This window comes from Isoptericola sp. NPDC057191 (assembly GCF_042670225.1).
Taxonomy (GTDB): Bacteria; Actinomycetota; Actinomycetes; order Actinomycetales; family Cellulomonadaceae; genus Isoptericola.
On record NZ_JBHUWC010000078.1, the window covers coordinates 1 to 17,397 of the forward strand.

Below are 17,397 nucleotides of genomic sequence, written 5' to 3' on the forward strand. Positions count from 1 at the left end.
GCCCTCGGCGGCAGCAGCTTCCGGCCGGGGTACGTGACCCCGCTGTACCGGGAGCTGCTGGCCGGGTGACCTGCCGTCAGAGGTAGCGCAGCGGGTCGAACTCGTCGAGCGGGATGATCCGGACGCGCGGGAGCGACGTGGTGAAGGCGTCGGCGTCGCCCTCGAGGTCGAACATCTCCAGCCCGCGCTCCGTGAGCTGCGTGAACTGCCCGTTCACGAACTCGCGGAAGGCCAGCAGACCGACGCGGCGCTCGTCGCCGAGCAGCGCCTCGATCTGCGGCAGGAAGTCGCCGTCGTGGCTCGCGAGGAGCACGTCGCCGTCGCGGTCCGCCAGCGCCTCCAGCGTGCGCTGGATGCCGACGTCGACCACCTTCTCCGTGCCCGACGACGCCAGCGGGATGGGCTTGTAGCCCATGGCCAGCAGCGCCTGCACGAACGCCATCGGCATCTGCCCGCTGCTCGCGTTGAGGAAGAACAGCGGGACGACGTCCTGCTCCCACAGCTTCTGCGCGAACGTCGAGATGCGGTCCCAGCGCGGCCGCTCCTCCGGGTTCGGCCGCCGGCCCAGCACGTTCATGCCGAGCGTGGCGTCGATGTTCTCGCCGTCGACCAGGAGGTAGGTGCGGCGCGCAGCGGGCTCGACGGGGGAGGGCACGCTCGCCGGGCCCGGGGCGGTGAAGGCGGGGGACATGCTCCTCAGCGTATCGGCACCACCCGCCCCGCCGAGGTAGTTCCGGAAGTGCCGAGGTAGTTCCGGCCCGCAGAACTACCTCGGCTGGGGTTGAACTACCTCGGCGAGGTTCGAACTACCTCGGCTGGGGTGGGACTACCTCGGCAAGGCTGGAACTACCTCGGCAGGGGTCAGGCCTGGCCGGTCGAGGGGTTGATCTGCGGTGCCGGGGCGCTGCCGGCCTTGAGCGCGGCGAGGCGGGCCTCGAGCTCGATGTCGGCGTCCGACGCCTCCAGCTCGGCGAACTGGGCGTCCAGGGACGACGCGGCGACCTCCGCCTGGCCCATCGCCATCGCCTCTTCGCGGCGGACGGTCTCCTCGAAGCGGGAGATCTCGCTCGTCGGGTCGAGGACGTTGATCGAGCTGATCGCGCCCTGCACGGTCTGCTGCGCCTGGGCCGCCTTCTGGCGGGCCACGAGCTGGTCGCGCTTGGACTTCAGCTGGCCCAGCTTGTCCTTCATGGCGGCGAGGCCGGCCTTGAGCTTCTCCACGGTGACGCGCTGCTGCTCGATCATCGGCTGGGCGGTGCGCACCTCCGTCTCGGCGTCGAGCTGCTTGCGCAGCGCCACCTTGGCGAGGTTGTCGAACTTGTCGGCGTCGACCGGGTTCCCGGCGGCGCGGTACTCGTCGGCCTTGCGCGACGCGGCGAGCGCCTTCGTGCCCCACTCGCTCGCGGCGGCGACGTCCTCGTTGTAGTCCTGCTCGGCCAGGCGCAGGTTGCCGATCGTCTGGGCGATGGCCTGCTCGGCCTCGGCGATGTTGCTCGTGTAGTCGCGCACCAGCTGGTCGAGCATCTTCTGCGGATCCTCGGCGCGGTCCAGCAGCGCGTTGATGTTCGCCTTCGCGAGCTGGCTGATGCGCCCGAGGATGCTCTGCTTCTGCGTCATGGTCGTGCTTCCTTCCGTCGCCCTGCTGAGGTGATGTTCGAGGTCACGTGCCTGCCAGAACGCCTGCCGCCCTGGCCGAGTTCCGTCGGGGCAGAAGCCTCCCCGGCGCCAGCCTCCGTCAGAACCTGCCGCCCCGCGAGCGCCCGCCGCGGCCGCCTGCCCCACGACCCGCCCCGCCGCCGCCGAACCCGCCGCCGCCGAAGCCTCCGCCGAACCCGCCGCCGTAGCCGCCGCGGCGACGCCCGCCACCGAGCCCGCCACCGAGCCCGCCGCCGATGCCACCCCCGGAGCCGCGCAGGACGGAGTCGAGCAGGATGCCGCCCAGCACCATCCCGCCCACGTTGGACCCGCCCGGGCGGCCGCCCTGGCCCATGTCCCACGACGCGGTGTCCTGCTCCGCGGCACGTGCTGCCTGCGCCGCGTACCGCTCGGCCTGCTGCGCGCGCTCCAGGGCCGCCGCCGGGTCCTGCGCCTGGAGCGACCGCGCCTCGGCGACGAGGCGTGCGGCCTCGGCGAGCCGGGTCCGTGCCTCGGGCCCGACGGCGCCGCGACGGGTGTCGACGTAGTCCTGCGTCGCACGGACCTGCGACTCCGCGCGACCCAGCGTGTCGCGCAGGAGCGCACGGGCGCGGGCGTCGGACTCCGCCTTCTCCCGGGCGGGCGCGAGCGCGGCGTCGAGCGCCGCCTCCGCCGCGGTGAGGCGGTGCAGCGCAGCGAGCGGGTCGCCGCCGGTGCGGGCGTCGCGTGCCTGCGCCATCGCCGCCTGCGCCTCCGTCAGCGCGGCCGTCACGGCGCCGCCGTCCGCCCCGCCGTCCGGACCGCCGTCCGGCTCGGTGCCGGCGGGGGCGAGCCGGGCCGCGTCGGCCACGTCCTGCCCGATCGAGGCCAGCCCCTTGTCGAGGTCTGCTCCCGCCGACGCGAGCTCCGCGCCGGCGCGGTCGACGGCGTCGAGCAGGGTGGCGGCCTGGCCGAGGGCGTTCTGCGCCGCCCGGAGGTGCGCGACTGCCGTCGCCCGGGTGCGGCCGGTGAGCGCGGCGCGCCCGGTGGCCACCGCCTCCCGCGCGTGCGCCACCAGGGCCGTCGCCTGGTCGGGATTGGCCCGGACCGACGCCAGCGCCGACGTCGGGTAGGTCGCCGCGAGCCCGGCGAGGGTCTCGCGCGCGAGGGGGACGCGGGCCTCGATCTCGCCGGCGCGCTGCTCGGTCTCGTCGAGCAGCTCGGGCGCGCGCTGCTGGAGGGCTCGTAGCTCGTCGAACGCGTCGGTCTGCGCGTCCAGCGACGTGCCGGCGCGCTCGCACAGCCGCAGGATGCCGGTGAGCAGCTCGCGCCGGCGGGGCTCGTCCTCGGGCTGGTCGTCGTCCAGCTCCTGGCGCAGCCGGAACGCCTGCGCGACGTCGCCCTTGGCGGCCTCGAGCGCGGAGGCGAACTCGGTGGTGGCCTCCAGCCCGAACTCCGCCTGCGCGAAACCGAGCTCCTGCTCCGAGGTGCGCACGGCGTCGTCGATGCCGACGAGGGCGGCGCCGACGCGACGCTCGAGCTCGTCGGTCGGCAGGGCGGCGGTGTCGTCCGCCGGGGCGGCCGGGCCGGTCCGGGCCCCTGCGGCGCGGCGCGAGCGGAACCAGAGCCAGCCGCCCACGAGGACCAGGGCGAGCACCCCGAGGCCGAGGACGGTGCCCCAGGGCACGCCCCCGCCGGACCCCGAGGTCGCGCCGGTGCGCACGGTGTCGGCCGCCGCGACCGCCGCGCCGGCCCAGTCGCCGTCGCGCAGGTGGTCCTCGACCGTCTCCTCGACGGCGTCGAGCTGGGCGTCCGTGACACCGGCGTTGTTGTCCACCGACAGGCCGTAGACCTCGTCCTCGGTCGCGACGGCGAGCAGGAGGTCGTCCGCGCCCAGCGCCGCGTGGTTCGCGGTGGCGTTGGCCCAGCTGGGGCCGTCGGCGCCGTCGAACGAGTCCACGTACACCACGAACAGCTGGTAGGGGGTCTCGTCCGCGAGGCTGTCGAGCGCGGACTGCACCTCGGCCTCGTCACCGGCGTCGAGCACGCCCGCGGCGTCGGTGATCTCGTCGTCGAGCTGGGTCAGGGGAGGGACGGCGGAGGCGCTCGTGGCGGGCAGCGTCGCGCCGGCGAAAGCCAGCAGGACGGCGGCCGCGCACGCGCCGACGGCCGCGACGCCGCGGCGTCGACCGGCGGGAACAGGGGGATGCACGACCCGATCGTGTCGCGCCGACCCGGGCGACGCAATCGCGGTCCGGGTGCGACGGACGATCCACGGCGACGAGCGACGAGGACCGTCGATCCGCGAGACCGGCCCGGCCACCAGCACCGAGGTCAGGCCACGGTGTCCAGGTCCTCCGCGTCGAGGATGCGGTACGCGTACCCCTGCTCGGCGAGGAACCGCTGCCGGTGGGCGGCGAAGTCCTGGTCCACGGTGTCCCGGGCGACCACGGCGTAGAAGTGCGCCGTCCGCCCGTCGGCCTTGGGGCGCATGACGCGGCCCAGCCGCTGCGCCTCCTCCTGGCGGGACCCGAACGAGCCGGAGACCTGGATCGCGACCGACGCCTCGGGCAGGTCGATGGAGAAGTTCGCCACCTTCGACACCACGAGCCGGCTGATCTCGCCGGAGCGGAACGCCTCGAACAGCCGCTGGCGCTCGCGGACCGTCGTCGCGCCCGTGATGAGCGGCGCGTCGAGGTGCGCGCTGAGCTCCTCGAGCTGGTCGAGGTACTGGCCGATGACGAGCACCTGGTCGTCCGGGTGCTGCGCCACGATCCGCTCGACGACACGGTTCTTGCCCGGCGCGCAGGCGGCGAGACGGTACTTGTCCTCGGGCTCCGCTGTCGCGTACAGCATCCGCTCGTGCTCGGGCAGCGTGAGGCGCACCTCGACGCAGTCGGCCGGCGCGATGTAGCCCTGCGCCTCGATGTCCTTCCAGGGCGCGTCGTACCGCTTCGGCCCGATGAGGCTGAACACCTCGTCCTCGCGCCCGTCCTCCCGCACCAGGGTGGCGGTGAGGCCGAGGCGACGACGCGCCTGCAGGTCCGCCGTCATGCGGAAGATGGGCGCGGGGAGCAGGTGCACCTCGTCGTAGAGGACGAGGCCCCAGTCGCGCGCGTCCAGCAGCTCGAGGTGGCTGTACACGCCCTTCCGCTTCGTGGTGAGCACCTGGTACGTCGCGATCGTGACGGGCTTGATCTCCTTGCGGGAGCCCGAGTACTCGCCGATCTCGTCCTCGGTGAGGGTGGTGCGTCGCACCAGCTCGTCGCGCCACTGGCGGGCGCTGACCGTGTTGGTCACGAGGATGAGGGTGGTGGTGCCGCTCTTCGCCATCGCGCCCGCGCCGACGATCGTCTTGCCGGCGCCGCACGGGAGGACCACGACGCCGGAGCCGCCGTGCCAGAAGCCGTCCACCGCCTGCGCCTGGTACGGGCGCATCTCCCACTCCTTGGGCTCCTCCGTGGGGGTCCGCGGGTGGGTGGGGGAGGCGAGCGCGATCTCGTGCTTCTCGCCGTCGACGTACCCGGCGAGGTCCTCCGCGGGCCAGCCGAGCTTGACCAGCACCTGCTTGAGGTGGCCGCGCTCGGACGGGTGCACGACGACGGTCTGCTCGTCGATCCGGTCGCCCACCAGCCCGGCGGTGCGCTTGGACTTCAGCACCTCCGCGAGCACCGCGCGGTCGCTGGCCTCCAGCACGAGCCCGTGCGTCGGGTGGGTCGCGAGCGTGAGCCGGCCGTAGCGGCCCATCGTCTCGGCGACGTCGACGAGCAGGGCGTGCGGCACCGGGTAGCGGGAGTACTCGATGAGCGTGTTCACGACCTGCTCCGCGTCGTGCCCGGCGGCGCGCGCGTTCCACAGCCCCAGGCTCGTGAGCCGGTAGGTGTGCACGTGCTCCGGCGCACGCTCCAGCTCCGCGAAGGGCGCGATGGCGCGGCGCGCGTCGTCGGCGCGGGGGTGGTCGACCTCCAGCAGGATGGACTTGTCGCTCTGCACGATCAGCGGACCGTCGGTCATGCGGTTCCTTCCGTCAGCCTGCCGGGCACTGCCGAGCACGGGTCGCGATCGGTGTCCGGCATCCAGGCGTTCCTAACACCGTGCTCGGCGGTTTCTGTTCCGGCTCAGCCGTCCGCCGGCTCGACGGCGGCGATGCGGTGCACGGCGACGGTGAGCTCCGCCTCCCGTGCCGGGTCCAGGGCGCGCAGCCGACCGCCGTCGAGCCGCAGCGGCCGCAGCGCGCGCCGCTCCAGCGTGCCCGACGCGCCGACCATCTCGATCCAGACGAGCCGGCCGTCGCGCAGGGCGTCGTGCAGGGTGGCGAGCGCGTCCCCGGGCTCGATGGTGCGGCGCCGTCCTGCGCCGTCGGGGCGTGGCGCCGGAGGGCCGGCCGCCGGGGCAGGTCCGGGCCGGCGCCCGGCGAGGCGGTCCACCGCCGTCTCGTCGCTCGAGTCCGCGGCGCGCAGCCGGGCGACCAGGTGCGCGCGGGCGTCGTCCGTCGTCACCTCCGGCTCGGCCGACGGCCCGCGGCGCGCGTCGCGGGGGCCGCGGTCGAGCCGCGGCGGGCGACGCAGGCGGGTGCTGAGGACGCGGCCGTCGGGGCCTTCGACGGCGGACAGCAGGCCGCGGGCACGCAGCGCGTCGTGCAGCTCGGCGGCGGGCACGGACGAGGCGAGCACGGTGGGGGCGAGCCGGACCAGCCCGAGGTGCGCGAGCCGGGGGTCCGCCGCAAGGCCCGCGAGCACCGTCGGGTCGGCCGCGCGCACGTACGACCCGGCCGAGCCGACGCGCAGCGACTCGTGCCGTCGGGCCGTGTCTCGCACCAGGTACTCCAGCGGCTGCGGCACCGGCACCCGGGACCGCCGGGCCAGCGCGTCCAGCAGCTCGTCGGCCGTGGTGCCGTGGTCCAGCGCCCGCGTCACGGACGACGGCGAGAAACGCACCGTCGTCGCCGCGCCGCGCGACTCGACGTCCGCGGACCGCTCCAGCAGCAGAGCCAGCGCCTGCGACGGACGGCCCGGCACGATGCCGGTGAGGTCGCCCTGCAGGAGCACCTCGTCCACCTCCGGCGGCAGCGCGCCGCGCATCGCCTCCGCGAGGACGCCGGGCGGGTGCGGCAACCCAGCAGGGCCCGGGCCGTCCGGGTGCGCGAGGAGCGCCGCCCCGGGGCCGGAGAGCGCGCCCGCCCCGGTCACGCCGAGCAGCGCCGCCTCCGCGAGCAGCCCGGCCACCGCCTGCTCGGGCGGCACCGTGCGCGGGGCGTGCCAGCGCAGCACCGCCATCACGGCGCCGGAGTCCAGGGCCGTGCCCGGCTGGGCGGCGAGCACCTCCAGCACCTGCCTCCGCAGCCGCGGCACCCACCCGCGGTGCAGGTCGGGGGACAGGGGCGCCCGCAGCGTGCCCTTCTCGTCGCGCGACCCGACCAGCCACGGCGTGCGGCGCGACCCCGCCCACGCGGCGGCCAGCACGGCCCAGCGCTCGGCGTCGTCCATCGGCTCCCACATGTCGGCGACGGTCGTGGGGCGGTAGGACGGCGGGGCGTCGCCGTCGTCGGCCACCACGCCGGCGGCGGCAGCCAGCTCGACGACGAACGCCGCGTCGCCCTCGTCGGCACTGATCGCCTGGGCGGTGCGCCGCAGGTCGCGCACGCCGAGCCCGCCGCTGCGCAGCACCGCGGGAGCGGTGTCGTCCCAGGCGGCGACCAGGAGGTCGACGCGGCGGACGAGGTCGAGGGCGGCGCTCGCCGCCTCAGCGTCGGCCACCTCCTGCGGGACGTCGCGCCCGTCGGGCCGCGGCGCCGACAGCTCGGGCGCGCGGTGGGTGCGGCCGTCGCGCAGGGCCAGGCCGACGTCGCGCGGCAGGGCGACGTGCCGGGCGTCCGTGCGCAGCAGCAGGCGTGCGTCCACGAGGGCGTCGACCGCCGTCCGGGCCGGCGTGCCGGGCGCGGGGACGAGGCCGATCGGCGGCCCCCACGCCAACGCGTCGAGCACCTCGCGGCTGCCCCGCGGCAGGTCGGGCAGCGGCGTCCCGTCCCCGTCGGGTCGGGACGCGCCACCGTGCCGGACCGGGCCGAGGCCGGCGGGGTGCGGGCCGAGCACGTCGTCCAGCCCGGGGGCGGGGCGCAGGTCCGGGTGCCCAGGCGCGCCGGCGTCCCACAGGAGCGCGGCGGTCAGCGCGTCGTCCAGGACGCGCTCGACCAAGGACCCGGCGTCGTCGGATCCCTGCGCCGCGGCGTCGTCGGCCCCGACCGCGTGCCGCACGTCCCCGGGAGTCACCGGACCGCCGGGGGCGAGGGCCACGACCGCCTCGAGCACCTGCAACGTCTGCGCGTCCGCGTGCGCGAGCGCCCGTTCCAGGGCGGTGCGGCTGGACGCGCGGGCGGCGAGGGAGCGCAGGGTGGACGGCGACGGCGTGGCGAGGTCCGGGCGCGCTCGGAGCAGCGCGAGGAGCGCGTCGTCGTCGCGGGTGCGGACCGCCTCGGTGAAGGTGCGGGGCGCTGCCGGGTCGCCGGCGCCGTCCGCGACGTCGGCCTCCGCGGTGCTCCGGGGCGACGTGGTGGCCATCTGATCGATGCTACGCGCCGCCCCACGACGCCGAGCAGGCGGTTCAGCACGGAATACGCGGTGAGAAGGTGGACAACCACCTGTTCGGCGGCGTGGCGCGGGCGTCCGGCGGCGGGTCCCGGACCGATGCGGCGGTCGGTCGCACCGGCCGGTAGCCTGAGCCTCTGGCTCGGCGCCGTCCACGGACGGGCGCCGGCCGGATCAGGCTCCGCGCACCGGCGCGGCGTCGCAGTCGACGACGAGCACGAAGAGGTTGAGGTGCCCACCGGCAAGGTCAAGTGGTACGACGCGGAGCGCGGGTTCGGCTTCATCGCCAGCGAGGACGGGGGAGAGATCTTCCTGCACGCCTCCGCGCTGCCGACGGACGTGAGCGGCGTCAAGCCGGGCGCCCGGGTCGAGTTCGGGGTGGCCGACGGCCGCCGCGGACCCTCGGCGCTCGCGGTGAAGCTGCTCGACCCCGCACCGTCGGTGGCCAAGGCCAGGCGCAAGGCGCCTTCCGAGATGGCCGGCATCGTCGAGGACCTCATCAAGGTCCTCGACCACACGGGCGACCAGCTGAAGCGGGGCAAGTACCCCGAGGCCGCGACGGGCAAGCGCGTCGCGACGCTGCTGCGCGCCGTCGCGGACGACCTCGACTCCTGACCGGCACGCCCGCCCGACCGAGGGCCCGAGACGAGGACATGACGAGCACGAAGAGGACCACGACATGGTGACCGCCGCCGCTGACGCCCCTGCCCGCACGACGCGGGTCAGCTCCCGCGCGCGCAAGGACGCGGTGCTCCTGGGCGCCGTCGACCAGGCTCGCGAGGCCGCGCAGGAGGGTGCGTCGTCGCCGTCCGACGTCGGCGAGCACCTCGGTGCGGTCGCCGAGGGCGAGCGCCTCATGTCGCACCGGTTCGCCGCCACGATGCCGGGCTACCGGGGCTGGCACTGGACCGTCACGCTGGCGCGCGTGCCCCGCGGGAAGGTCGCGACCGTCTGCGAGGTCGAGCTGCTGCCCGGGGACGACGCCCTGCTCGCGCCGGCCTGGCTGCCCTGGTCCGAGCGCCTGCGCCCGGGCGACATCGGCCCGGGCGACACCCTGCCGTTCCGGGCCGACGACCCGCGTCTCGAGCCCGGGTGGAAGGCCACCGGCGACGAGGAGCTCGACTCGGTCGCGATCGACGAGCTCGCCCTCGCCCGCGAGCGGGTGCTGTCGCCGCAGGGCCGGGACGAGGCCGCGGAGCGCTGGTACCGCGGTTCGCGCGGCCCGACGGCGCCCGGCGCGGTCGCGTCCCCGGCGGAGTGCACCACGTGCGGCTTCCTCGTGCCGCTGCAGGGGCCCCTCGGCCAGCTCTTCGGCGTCTGCGCCAACGCGTGGTCGCCCGACGACGGCAAGGTCGTGTCCCTGGACCACGGCTGCGGCGCGCACTCCGAGACGGACGCGCCGCACCCGCCGAGCGACTGGCCGGCCGACGCGCCCCTGATCGACGAGCTCCGCGTGGAGGCCGTCGCGGTCTCCCGCCGCACGCCGCGGGCCGACGGGGCAGCCGTCGGAGACGGCACGACCGACGCCGCGGAGGCGACGGCAGAGGCGACGGAGGCGGAACCCGCCTCCGGACGTCCCGACACCGAGTGACGGGCGACGTCTTCGAGACCTCCGCCCTGCGGCGCGCGGTCACGGAGGCGTGGCTCGGCTCGGGCACGCGCTTCCGGGAGGACGCGAACGCGGAGGAGGACCACGCCCGCGGCTACTACCGCGACCGTGTGGTGGTGGAGCTCGCGCAGAACGCCGCGGACGCCGCGGCCCGTGCGGGCGAGCCGGGGCGGCTGCTGCTGCGGCTCGCCGAGCTCGGTGACGACGACCCGCGCGGGGTGGCGACGCTCCTCGCCGCCAACACCGGTGCCCCGCTGACCTCCGAGGGCGTGGCCTCGCTCGCGTCCCTCCGCGCGTCGGCGAAGGCGGCCGAGGGCCCGGAGGTCGGCCGCTTCGGCGTCGGCTTCGCGGCGGTGCGCGCGGTGGCGGACGAGATCACGGTGCGGTCCCGGACGGGGGGCGTCCGGTTCTCGCTCGACGCGACGCGCGACCTGCTGGACGACGTCGCGCCTCCGGGGACACCCCTGCACGACGCGGTCGCGGGACGCGGCGACGACCTGCCCCTGCTGCGGCTCCCGTTCCCGGCGCCGGCCCTGGCGGACGACGCGGGCCTCGATGCCGACCTCGATGCCGGCCTCGACGTCGGCTCCGTCGACAGCGTGGGCGACGGGCCGCTCGCCACCGTGGTGGAGCTCGTGCTGCGTGACGCGGACGCGCTCGCGTCGGTGCGTGCGCAGCTCGACGCGCTCGACGACGCCCTGCTGCTCGCCCTGCCGGCGCTCGCCTCGGCCACCGTCCGCAGCGACGACCGGACGCGCGTCCTCGCCGACCTGGAGGAGCGGTGGGCGGTGCTGCGGCGCACGGGCGCAGTCGACGACGGCGACGTGGCGGACCTGCCGCGCGAGCAGCGCCGTCCGCGCTGGTCGATCGCCTGGGCGGTCCCGCGCCCCGACCGTTGTGGGTACGAGAACGGCGAGAATTACACCGCTGATTCCGACCATTTCCGTACCCACAACGAGGCGGGGGGCGTGCTGCACGCGCCCACGCCGACCGACGTGCCGCTGTCGTTCCCGGCGCTGCTCGTGGCTTCGTTCCCCGTGGACCCGGGCCGCCGCCGCGTGCTGCCGGGGCCATTGACCGACCGGCTCGCGGCCGAGGCCGGGCGGGCGTACGCCGACCTGCTCGCGGGGCTCGCGCCCGAGCGCGGTGCCGACGTCCTGGACCTCGTGCCGGGCGGCATGCCCGCCGGCGACCTCGACGCCGTCGTCCGCGACGCGGCCCTGGAGGCGCTGCGGTCCGCCCCGTTGCTGCCCGCCCCGCGCGGCACCGACGAGACCGACGAGACCGACGAGACGGTCGACGGGAGCGTCGCGAGCGCGGTCGCCCCGGCCGACGCCACCGTCCTGGTCGGCGCGGCCGGCGACGACCCGCGCCTGGTCCGGGTGCTGGCCGGGGTGGTGCCCGGCCTCGTGTCGCTCACCACCGCGCAGCAGGGCGTGGCCCGCCGGCTCGGCGCGACGCCGACCACCCTCGCGGACGTCCTCGCGGAGCTGCCCGGGGGTCTCCCCCCGACACGCTGGTACACGCTGTGCGAGGCGCTCGAGCCGTACACCGGTGACGCGGGGGTGCTCGAGGCCCTCGCGGGAGCACGGGTGCCGCTCGCCGACGGGCGCACCGCCTCGGGGGTGCGGGGCACGGTCGTGCTGCCGGAGGACGACGACGACCCGGCGCTCGCCGCGGTCGCCCGCACCCTCGGCGTCCGGGTGGTCCACCCCGACGCGGCGCACCCGATGCTGGTGCGGGCCGGGGCCACCTCCACGAGCCCGCGCGACCTGCTGGACGACCCGGGCGTGCGCGCCCTGGCGCTGGCGGCGTCGGAGGCGCTGCTCGACGGCGCGGCCGACGTGCCGCAGGCGCCGGGCGCCGTCGGCGTGCCCACGCTGGTCGGGCCGGTGGACGTGAGCCCGGGGGAGGTGGTCCAGAACGTGCTGGCGCTGGCCAGGCTCGCGCTGGCGACCGGTGGCGACACGTTCCCGTTCTGGCTCGGGGAGCTGCCCGTGCCCACCGAGGACGGCATGCGCCCCGCGCGCGAGGCCGTGCTCCCCGGCTCGTGGGCGGCGGAGGCGATGCCGGGCCTGGCACCCGTGACGCGCGCCGCGCTGGCCTACTACACCGCACCCCTGCTGACGGCCGTGGGCGTGCGGGCCGACGTCGGGGTCTACCGCGTCGCGGACGTCCTCACACCCGACCCGGTGGACCCGGAGGCGGAGCACGGACCGGACGACCCCGCCGGGTGGCTCTCGGGCTGGGACGACTACCTGCGCTTCCTCGCCGACCGCGTCGGCCCCGGCGTGGACGTCGGCGACGTCGACGCGGTGCCCGACCTCGACGCCGTCGACCCCGCTGAAGCCGACGACGACGCCGATGCCGACGACGCAGATGCCGACGGTGCTCCGGACGACGTCGCGGCACCCGACCCCTGGGCCGACGTGCTGGCCGCGCTCGTCGCGGACCCCGACGCGCGCCGCGCCCTCGTCACGCCGGTGGCGGGCGCGCCGTCCTACACGGCCTGGTGGTTGCGCGACCGCCTCGGCGCCCCGTTCGCCGCGCACGACGGCGTGCCGCTGCTGCCGCCGACGCCGCCCGCCGTCGCCGCCCTCGACCCGGAGGCGCGACGCGCGCTCGGCGTGGTCGACGGCCTCGACCGGCTCGACCCGCTCGACTGGCCGGCCGCGCTCGACCGCCTGCCCGAGGCCGGCACCTCCGTCCCCCTGCCGGTCGCGCTGGGCGTGTGGCGCGGGCTCGCGGGGCTGGCGGTGCGGCTCGCGCCGGGCGCACGGGCCAGCGCGCTCGACCCGCTGCCGGACCGGCTGCCCGCACTCGACGCGAGCGACGTCGTCGTGCGCCGGGCCGACGACATCGAGGTGGCCGGCACCGCGCGCTGGGCCGTGCTCGGGGCGGTGCTGCCCGTGCCCGAGGCCGAGGTGGGGGCCGTCGCCGACCTCCTCGACCTGCCCGTCGTCGGCGAGGACGGGCTGCCCGCGCCCGACGGCCCCGGCCGGGAGCGGGCCCTCGACGAGCGAGTCGCCGCGCTGGACCCCCGGCTGCCGCGCGTGTGGTTCGAGCACGGTCGGCTGTCCGTCGCCGGCGGCCCGGTGCCGTGGTGGGTGGACGCCGAGGGGCGCGCGCACGCCACCGACCGCGCCGGGCTGGCCGCGGCGCTCGCGGACCTGCTGGGGCGGCCGGACCGCGCCGCGCTGCTCGCCACCGTGCTCGCCGCGCCGGAGCGCGCCGCCGAGCTGTGGGTCACCACCGCCTGGGGCTGACCAACCGAGGGCTGACCAGGACCGAGGGCCGGCCCGGACCGGGCTCAGCCCTCGCCGCGGTACTCCCCGCGGTGCCGGCGCTCCCAGACCAGGCCGGCGCCGCCGAGGAGGATGCCGGCCACGCAGGTCACGACCGCCTCGACGGTGCCGCGGTCGAGCATGAACATCGCGAGCGTCGCGACCAGGGCGACCGCCCACAGGCCGATGCCGCCGAGCATGACGCGCCGCAGGTCCACGCGCAGGGGCGGGGGGCCGGGACGGCGCTCCTCAGGATGGGTCAGCAGGCGGACGAGCGAGGGCACCCGCCCAGTCTATGGCCCCGGGCGGCGATGTCCCGGGGCACCCTCGCCATGACGCGGACCGACGGCTGAATTGCGGGTGAAACTGCAGGTCAGAGGGTGAAAACGCGACGGGTGAAAGGCGGGGTGAAAGGGCCCGGAAAAGGGATCCGCGGGCCGCTCGACGCTCCTACCTTGGTGACGCCGCCGTGCGAGGGCACGACGCGCAGCCCGGAGGGAGGAGGCCGCCGTGATCACCGTCCCGGACACCGGCCAGCCCGTCCGGTCGCGCGCCGCGGCAGCCCGGGCCGCGAGCCTCAAGGAGGTGCGGGACTCGTTCCGCGCCGGGTCCTGGCAGGCCTCTTACCGTCGCCGCCTCGTCCGGACCGACGTCGTCGTGGTGGTCGCGACGGCGGCCGTCGCCGCCACCGCGCGGGGCCTCGCCGTGCACGACAGCATCACGCCGTGGGTGCTCGGCGACCAGGTGCTGTCGGTCGTCGTCCTCGTGACCGCGTGGTTGGCGAGCCTGTGGATCGCCCGCGCCTACGACGTGCGGGTCTTCGCGTCCGGGCCCGCGGAGTACCAGCGGGTCTTCGACGCGTCGTGGCGTCTCGTCGCGCCGCTCGCGCTCCTGGCGCTCCTGGTCGCCCGGCCCGGCATCTCCACGTTCCTCCTCGTCGCCGTGCCGACCGGCGTCATCGCCCTGCTGACGGGCCGCTGGCTGTGCCGCGGCTGGCTGCACCGGCAGCGGCAGAAGGGCGGGTGCGTCACCCTCGTCCTCGCCATCGGGCTCAAGGACCAGGTCGAGCGGCTCGTGCACGAGCTCAACGACCGCACCTCCGGCTACCGCGTCGTGGGCGCGTGCACGCCGACGTCCGACGACCTGCGGCCCGGCGAGGAGATCCTCGGCGTCCCGGTGGTGGGCGACCTGCGCACCGCCGGCACGATGGCGGCCCAGGTCGGCGCGGACTGCGTGGCGGTCAGCGGCTCGGACGCCATCACCGCCGACGTCGTGCGCCGCCTCGGCTGGGAGCTGGAGCCGGTGGGCGTGGACCTCATGCTCACCGCCGAGCTGGCCGACGTCGCGGGTCCCCGCATCACGATCACGCCCGAGCAGTCCGTGTCGCTGCTGCACGTCGACGCGCCGCGGTTCACCGGCCCGCGGTACGTGCTCAAGTCCGTCGTGGACTGGACGGGCGCCGCGCTCATCACGATGCTCCTGCTCCCGGTGATGGCGGTCGTCGCCGTCGCCGTGCGTGCCACCAGCCGCGGACCCGTGCTGTTCCGCCAGGCCCGCGTGGGGCGCGACGGCCGCACCTTCGAGATGCTGAAGTTCCGCAGCATGCGCCAGGGTGCTGACCGCGAGCGCACCGTGCTCACCGGGCCGAGCGACGGCTCGGGCGTCCTGTTCAAGCTGCACGACGACCCGCGCGTCACCGCCGTCGGACGCGTGCTGCGCCGCCTGTCGCTGGACGAGCTGCCGCAGCTGTTCAACGTGCTCGCCGGGCAGATGTCGCTCGTCGGGCCTCGACCGCCGCTGCCGGCCGAGGTGTCGCAGTACGAGGCCCGCGTGCGGCGGCGGCTGCGCGTCAAGCCGGGGCTCACGGGCCTGTGGCAGGTGGGCGGCCGCTCCGACCTCTCCTGGGAGGAGGGCGTGCGGCTCGACGTCTTCTACGCCGAGAACTGGACGGTCTTCGGCGACCTCCTCATCCTGGCCCGCACGGCGAAGGCCGTGGTCACGGGCCGCGGGGCGTACTGAGGGCTCGACCCGCACTGTGAAATCCGTGTCACCAGACGGTTTCCGTGCCGGAGGCCTTCACAGGATCTGGCACGATTCTGCCCATGGCGAACCAGACCACCGCGCCGCCGCAGGGCGAGCTGAGCGCGATCGACCGCTTCTTCAAGATCACTGAGCGAGGCTCCACCGTCGGCGGGGAGATCCGCGGCGGCCTGGTGACCTTCTTCGCGATGAGCTACATCATCGTCCTCAACCCGCTGATCATCGGCACGGTGCAGGACGGCACCGGGCAGGTGCTCGGCGGCGGCGCCGACGCGACGCCCGAGACGCTGGGTATGGTCGCCGCCGCGACCGCGCTCGTCGCCGGCGTCGCGACGCTCGTGATGGGCGTGTTCGCGAACTACCCGCTCGGCCTCGCCGCCGGCCTCGGCCTCAACGCCGTCGTCGCCTACTCGATCGCCAGCATCGACAAGGTCACCTGGGCCGACGCCATGGGCCTCGTCGTGATCGAGGGCATCATCATCCTGGTGCTCGTGCTCACCGGCTTCCGGGAGGCGGTGTTCAAGGCTGTCCCCGTGGAGCTCAAGACCGCGATCAGCGTCGGCATCGGCATGTTCATCGCGCTCGTCGGGCTGGTGAACGCCGGCTTCGTCGTGCCGGGCGAGGGCACCGTCGTCGAGCTCGGCGACCTCGGCACCTGGCCGATCCTCGTCTTCGTCGTCGGTCTCGTGCTCACCATCGTGCTGTTCGTGCGCAAGGTGCGCGGCGCCATGCTGGTCGCCATCGTCACGGCCACGGCGCTCGCCGTCGTGCTGGAGAACACGCTGCACATCGGCACCAAGGCGGGCGGCAACCCGCACGGCTTCAACCTCAACGCGCCCACGTTCAGCGGCGTCGTCACGACGCCGGACCTCGGCCTGATCGGCCAGTTCTCCCTGCTGGGCTCGTTCCAGAACATCGCGGCCGTGTCCGTGGTCCTCATCGTGTTCTCGCTGCTCATCGCGGACTTCTTCGACACGATGGGCACGATGGTCGCCGTCGGGGCCGAGGGCAAGCTGCTCGACGACGAGGGCAACCCGCCCCGGACGCGCGCGATCCTCGTCGCCGACTCGCTCGCCGCGGTCCTGGGCGGCGTCGGCAGCACGTCGTCGAACACCGCGTACGTGGAGTCGACGACGGGCGTGGGCTCCGGCGCGCGCACCGGGCTCGCGGCGGTCGTCACCGGCGTGGCGTTCCTGCTGGCGACCTTCCTGTCGCCGGTGGTCGCCCTGGTGCCCTACGAGGCCGCCGCGCCCGCCCTCGTCTTCGTGGGCTACCTCATGATGGCGCAGGTCGCCGGCATCTCCTGGCGCAACGTGGAGATCGCCATCCCGGCGTTCCTCACGATCGTCCTCATGCCGTTCACCTACTCGATCTCCGACGGCATCGGCGCCGGCTTCATCGCGTTCGTGATCATCAAGCTCGCGCTCGGCAAGGTGCGCCAGATCCACCCGCTCATGTGGGTGGCCGCGGCGATGTTCGTCGTGTACTTCACGCTCGAGCCGATCCAGCAGGCGCTGGGCCTGTAGCACCGCAGGCCGCCCGACGTCTCGGCCCCGGCCGGTCCCACGACCGCCCGGGGCCGCGGCGTGCGCCAGCCCCCACGCGTTCGGACTACGCTCCTGGCAGACCCGGACGCCCCGCATCGCCGCTACGACCAAGGACGAGTTCATGAAGAGAGTCATCACCTACGGGACCTACGACCTGCTCCACTACGGGCACATCGAGCTGCTGCGGCGCGCGAAGGCGCAGGGCGACTACCTGATCGTGGCGCTGTCCTCCGACGAGTTCAACGCCGGCAAGGGCAAGAAGTCGTACTTCACGTACGAGGAGCGTCGGCGCATGCTCGAGGCGATCCGCTACGTGGACCTCGTCATCCCCGAGGACACCTGGGAGCAGAAGACGACCGACGTCGAGAAGTACCACGTCGACACCTTCGTCATCGGTGACGACTGGGAGGGCAAGTTCGACTTCCTCAAGGAGCAGTGCGAGGTCGTCTACCTGTCGCGCACGCCGGAGATCTCGACGACGCAGATCAAGGCGGGGCTGTCGCGCGCGGACGGCTGACGTCCCGCTGACGTGGCCGCGCGGAGCTCCCCGATGATGGCGGCGTAAACCGGGCGAGCCCGCCATCGCGGAAAAAACGCCCCCGGTGGGGTGGCGGACCTGTGGTTAGAGTGCCGGCGCCGAGGTCGGAGCGACCGCTCGGCCTCCGCGCAGACCTCGCCAGGTCGTCGTGCGGTGACCCCGAACGAGGACGGCCCGCATG

12 protein-coding genes are annotated in these 17,397 nt (G+C 75.3%); 6 read left to right on the plus strand and 6 right to left on the minus strand.

All coding sequences use genetic code 11. The annotated features are described in order from the left end of the window. Positions 1-76: 76 nt before the first annotated feature. The 5 genes from ACFT55_RS11510 to ACFT55_RS11530 all read right to left on the minus strand — a co-directional run bounded on the left by ACFT55_RS11510 (position 77) and on the right by ACFT55_RS11530 (position 8,171). Entirely contained in the window at positions 77-691 is a 615-nt protein-coding gene (locus tag ACFT55_RS11510; protein ID WP_380243967.1) for an NYN domain-containing protein, read from the minus strand. A gap of 170 nt (positions 692-861) precedes the next feature. Next, on the minus strand, positions 862-1,617 hold the full coding sequence (locus ACFT55_RS11515; protein WP_380243968.1) for a PspA/IM30 family protein: 756 nt from the start codon (positions 1,615-1,617) through the stop codon (positions 862-864). A 118-nt stretch (positions 1,618-1,735) separates the two neighbouring features. Beyond that, positions 1,736-3,826, minus strand: coding sequence for a TPM domain-containing protein (locus ACFT55_RS11520; protein ID WP_380243969.1), 2,091 nt, complete (start codon positions 3,824-3,826; stop codon positions 1,736-1,738). 122 nt (positions 3,827-3,948) lie between these two features. Further along, entirely contained in the window at positions 3,949-5,628 is a 1,680-nt protein-coding gene (locus ACFT55_RS11525) for a DNA repair helicase XPB (protein ID WP_380243970.1), read from the minus strand. A 104-nt stretch (positions 5,629-5,732) separates the two neighbouring features. After that, on the minus strand, positions 5,733-8,171 hold the full coding sequence (locus tag ACFT55_RS11530; RefSeq protein WP_380243971.1) for a helicase-associated domain-containing protein: 2,439 nt from the start codon (positions 8,169-8,171) through the stop codon (positions 5,733-5,735). A gap of 258 nt (positions 8,172-8,429) precedes the next feature. Here ACFT55_RS11530 and ACFT55_RS11535 point away from each other — a divergent pair, with 258 nt between their 5' ends. The 3 genes from ACFT55_RS11535 to ACFT55_RS11545 all read left to right on the plus strand — a co-directional run bounded on the left by ACFT55_RS11535 (position 8,430) and on the right by ACFT55_RS11545 (position 13,073). Next, positions 8,430-8,813 (plus strand): cold-shock protein, encoded by a 384-nt coding sequence (locus tag ACFT55_RS11535; RefSeq protein ID WP_380243972.1) that lies wholly within the window; start codon positions 8,430-8,432, stop codon positions 8,811-8,813. A 64-nt stretch (positions 8,814-8,877) separates the two neighbouring features. After that, positions 8,878-9,789 carry a DUF3027 domain-containing protein gene (locus tag ACFT55_RS11540; RefSeq protein ID WP_380243973.1) on the plus strand — a complete coding sequence of 304 codons (912 nt, stop codon included), beginning with the start codon at positions 8,878-8,880 and terminating at the stop codon, positions 9,787-9,789. Further along, a complete protein-coding gene (locus ACFT55_RS11545; RefSeq protein ID WP_380243974.1) occupies positions 9,786-13,073 on the plus strand; it encodes a sacsin N-terminal ATP-binding-like domain-containing protein in 3,288 nt (1,095 codons plus the stop codon). The genes ACFT55_RS11540 and ACFT55_RS11545 overlap by 4 nt, the downstream gene beginning before the upstream one ends. Positions 13,074-13,117: 44 nt before the next feature. Here the strand turns inward: ACFT55_RS11545 and ACFT55_RS11550 are convergent, their stop codons facing one another. Next, entirely contained in the window at positions 13,118-13,375 is a 258-nt protein-coding gene (locus tag ACFT55_RS11550; RefSeq protein WP_380243975.1) for a DUF2530 domain-containing protein, read from the minus strand. Between the two features lie 226 nt (positions 13,376-13,601). Here ACFT55_RS11550 and ACFT55_RS11555 point away from each other — a divergent pair, with 226 nt between their 5' ends. From ACFT55_RS11555 to tagD, 3 genes are all read left to right on the plus strand, one after another. After that, complete coding sequence (locus ACFT55_RS11555) at positions 13,602-15,110, plus strand: sugar transferase (RefSeq protein ID WP_380243976.1); 1,509 nt, start codon at positions 13,602-13,604, stop codon at positions 15,108-15,110. 83 nt (positions 15,111-15,193) lie between these two features. Continuing rightward, positions 15,194-16,657, plus strand: a complete 1,464-nt coding sequence (locus ACFT55_RS11560) for an NCS2 family permease (RefSeq protein WP_380243977.1) — start codon at positions 15,194-15,196, stop codon at positions 16,655-16,657. 142 nt (positions 16,658-16,799) lie between these two features. Continuing rightward, positions 16,800-17,195 carry a glycerol-3-phosphate cytidylyltransferase gene (tagD, locus tag ACFT55_RS11565; protein ID WP_380243978.1) on the plus strand — a complete coding sequence of 132 codons (396 nt, stop codon included), beginning with the start codon at positions 16,800-16,802 and terminating at the stop codon, positions 17,193-17,195. The last annotated feature ends 202 nt before the right edge of the window (positions 17,196-17,397 follow it).

What these genes read in the sequence shown, in the direction of transcription:
- ACFT55_RS11510 (WP_380243967.1), bottom strand. Translation starts at nt 691, where the DNA reads ATGTCCCCCGCCTTCACCGCCCCGGGCCCGGCGAGCGTGCCCTCCCCC.
- ACFT55_RS11515 (WP_380243968.1), bottom strand. Translation starts at nt 1,617, where the DNA reads ATGACGCAGAAGCAGAGCATCCTCGGGCGCATCAGCCAGCTCGCGAAG.
- ACFT55_RS11525 (WP_380243970.1), bottom strand. Translation starts at nt 5,628, where the DNA reads ATGACCGACGGTCCGCTGATCGTGCAGAGCGACAAGTCCATCCTGCTG.
- ACFT55_RS11530 (WP_380243971.1), bottom strand. Translation starts at nt 8,171, where the DNA reads ATGGCCACCACGTCGCCCCGGAGCACCGCGGAGGCCGACGTCGCGGAC.
- ACFT55_RS11540 (WP_380243973.1), top strand. Translation starts at nt 8,878, where the DNA reads ATGGTGACCGCCGCCGCTGACGCCCCTGCCCGCACGACGCGGGTCAGC.
- ACFT55_RS11560 (WP_380243977.1), top strand. Translation starts at nt 15,194, where the DNA reads ATGGCGAACCAGACCACCGCGCCGCCGCAGGGCGAGCTGAGCGCGATC.
- tagD (WP_380243978.1), top strand. Translation starts at nt 16,800, where the DNA reads ATGAAGAGAGTCATCACCTACGGGACCTACGACCTGCTCCACTACGGG.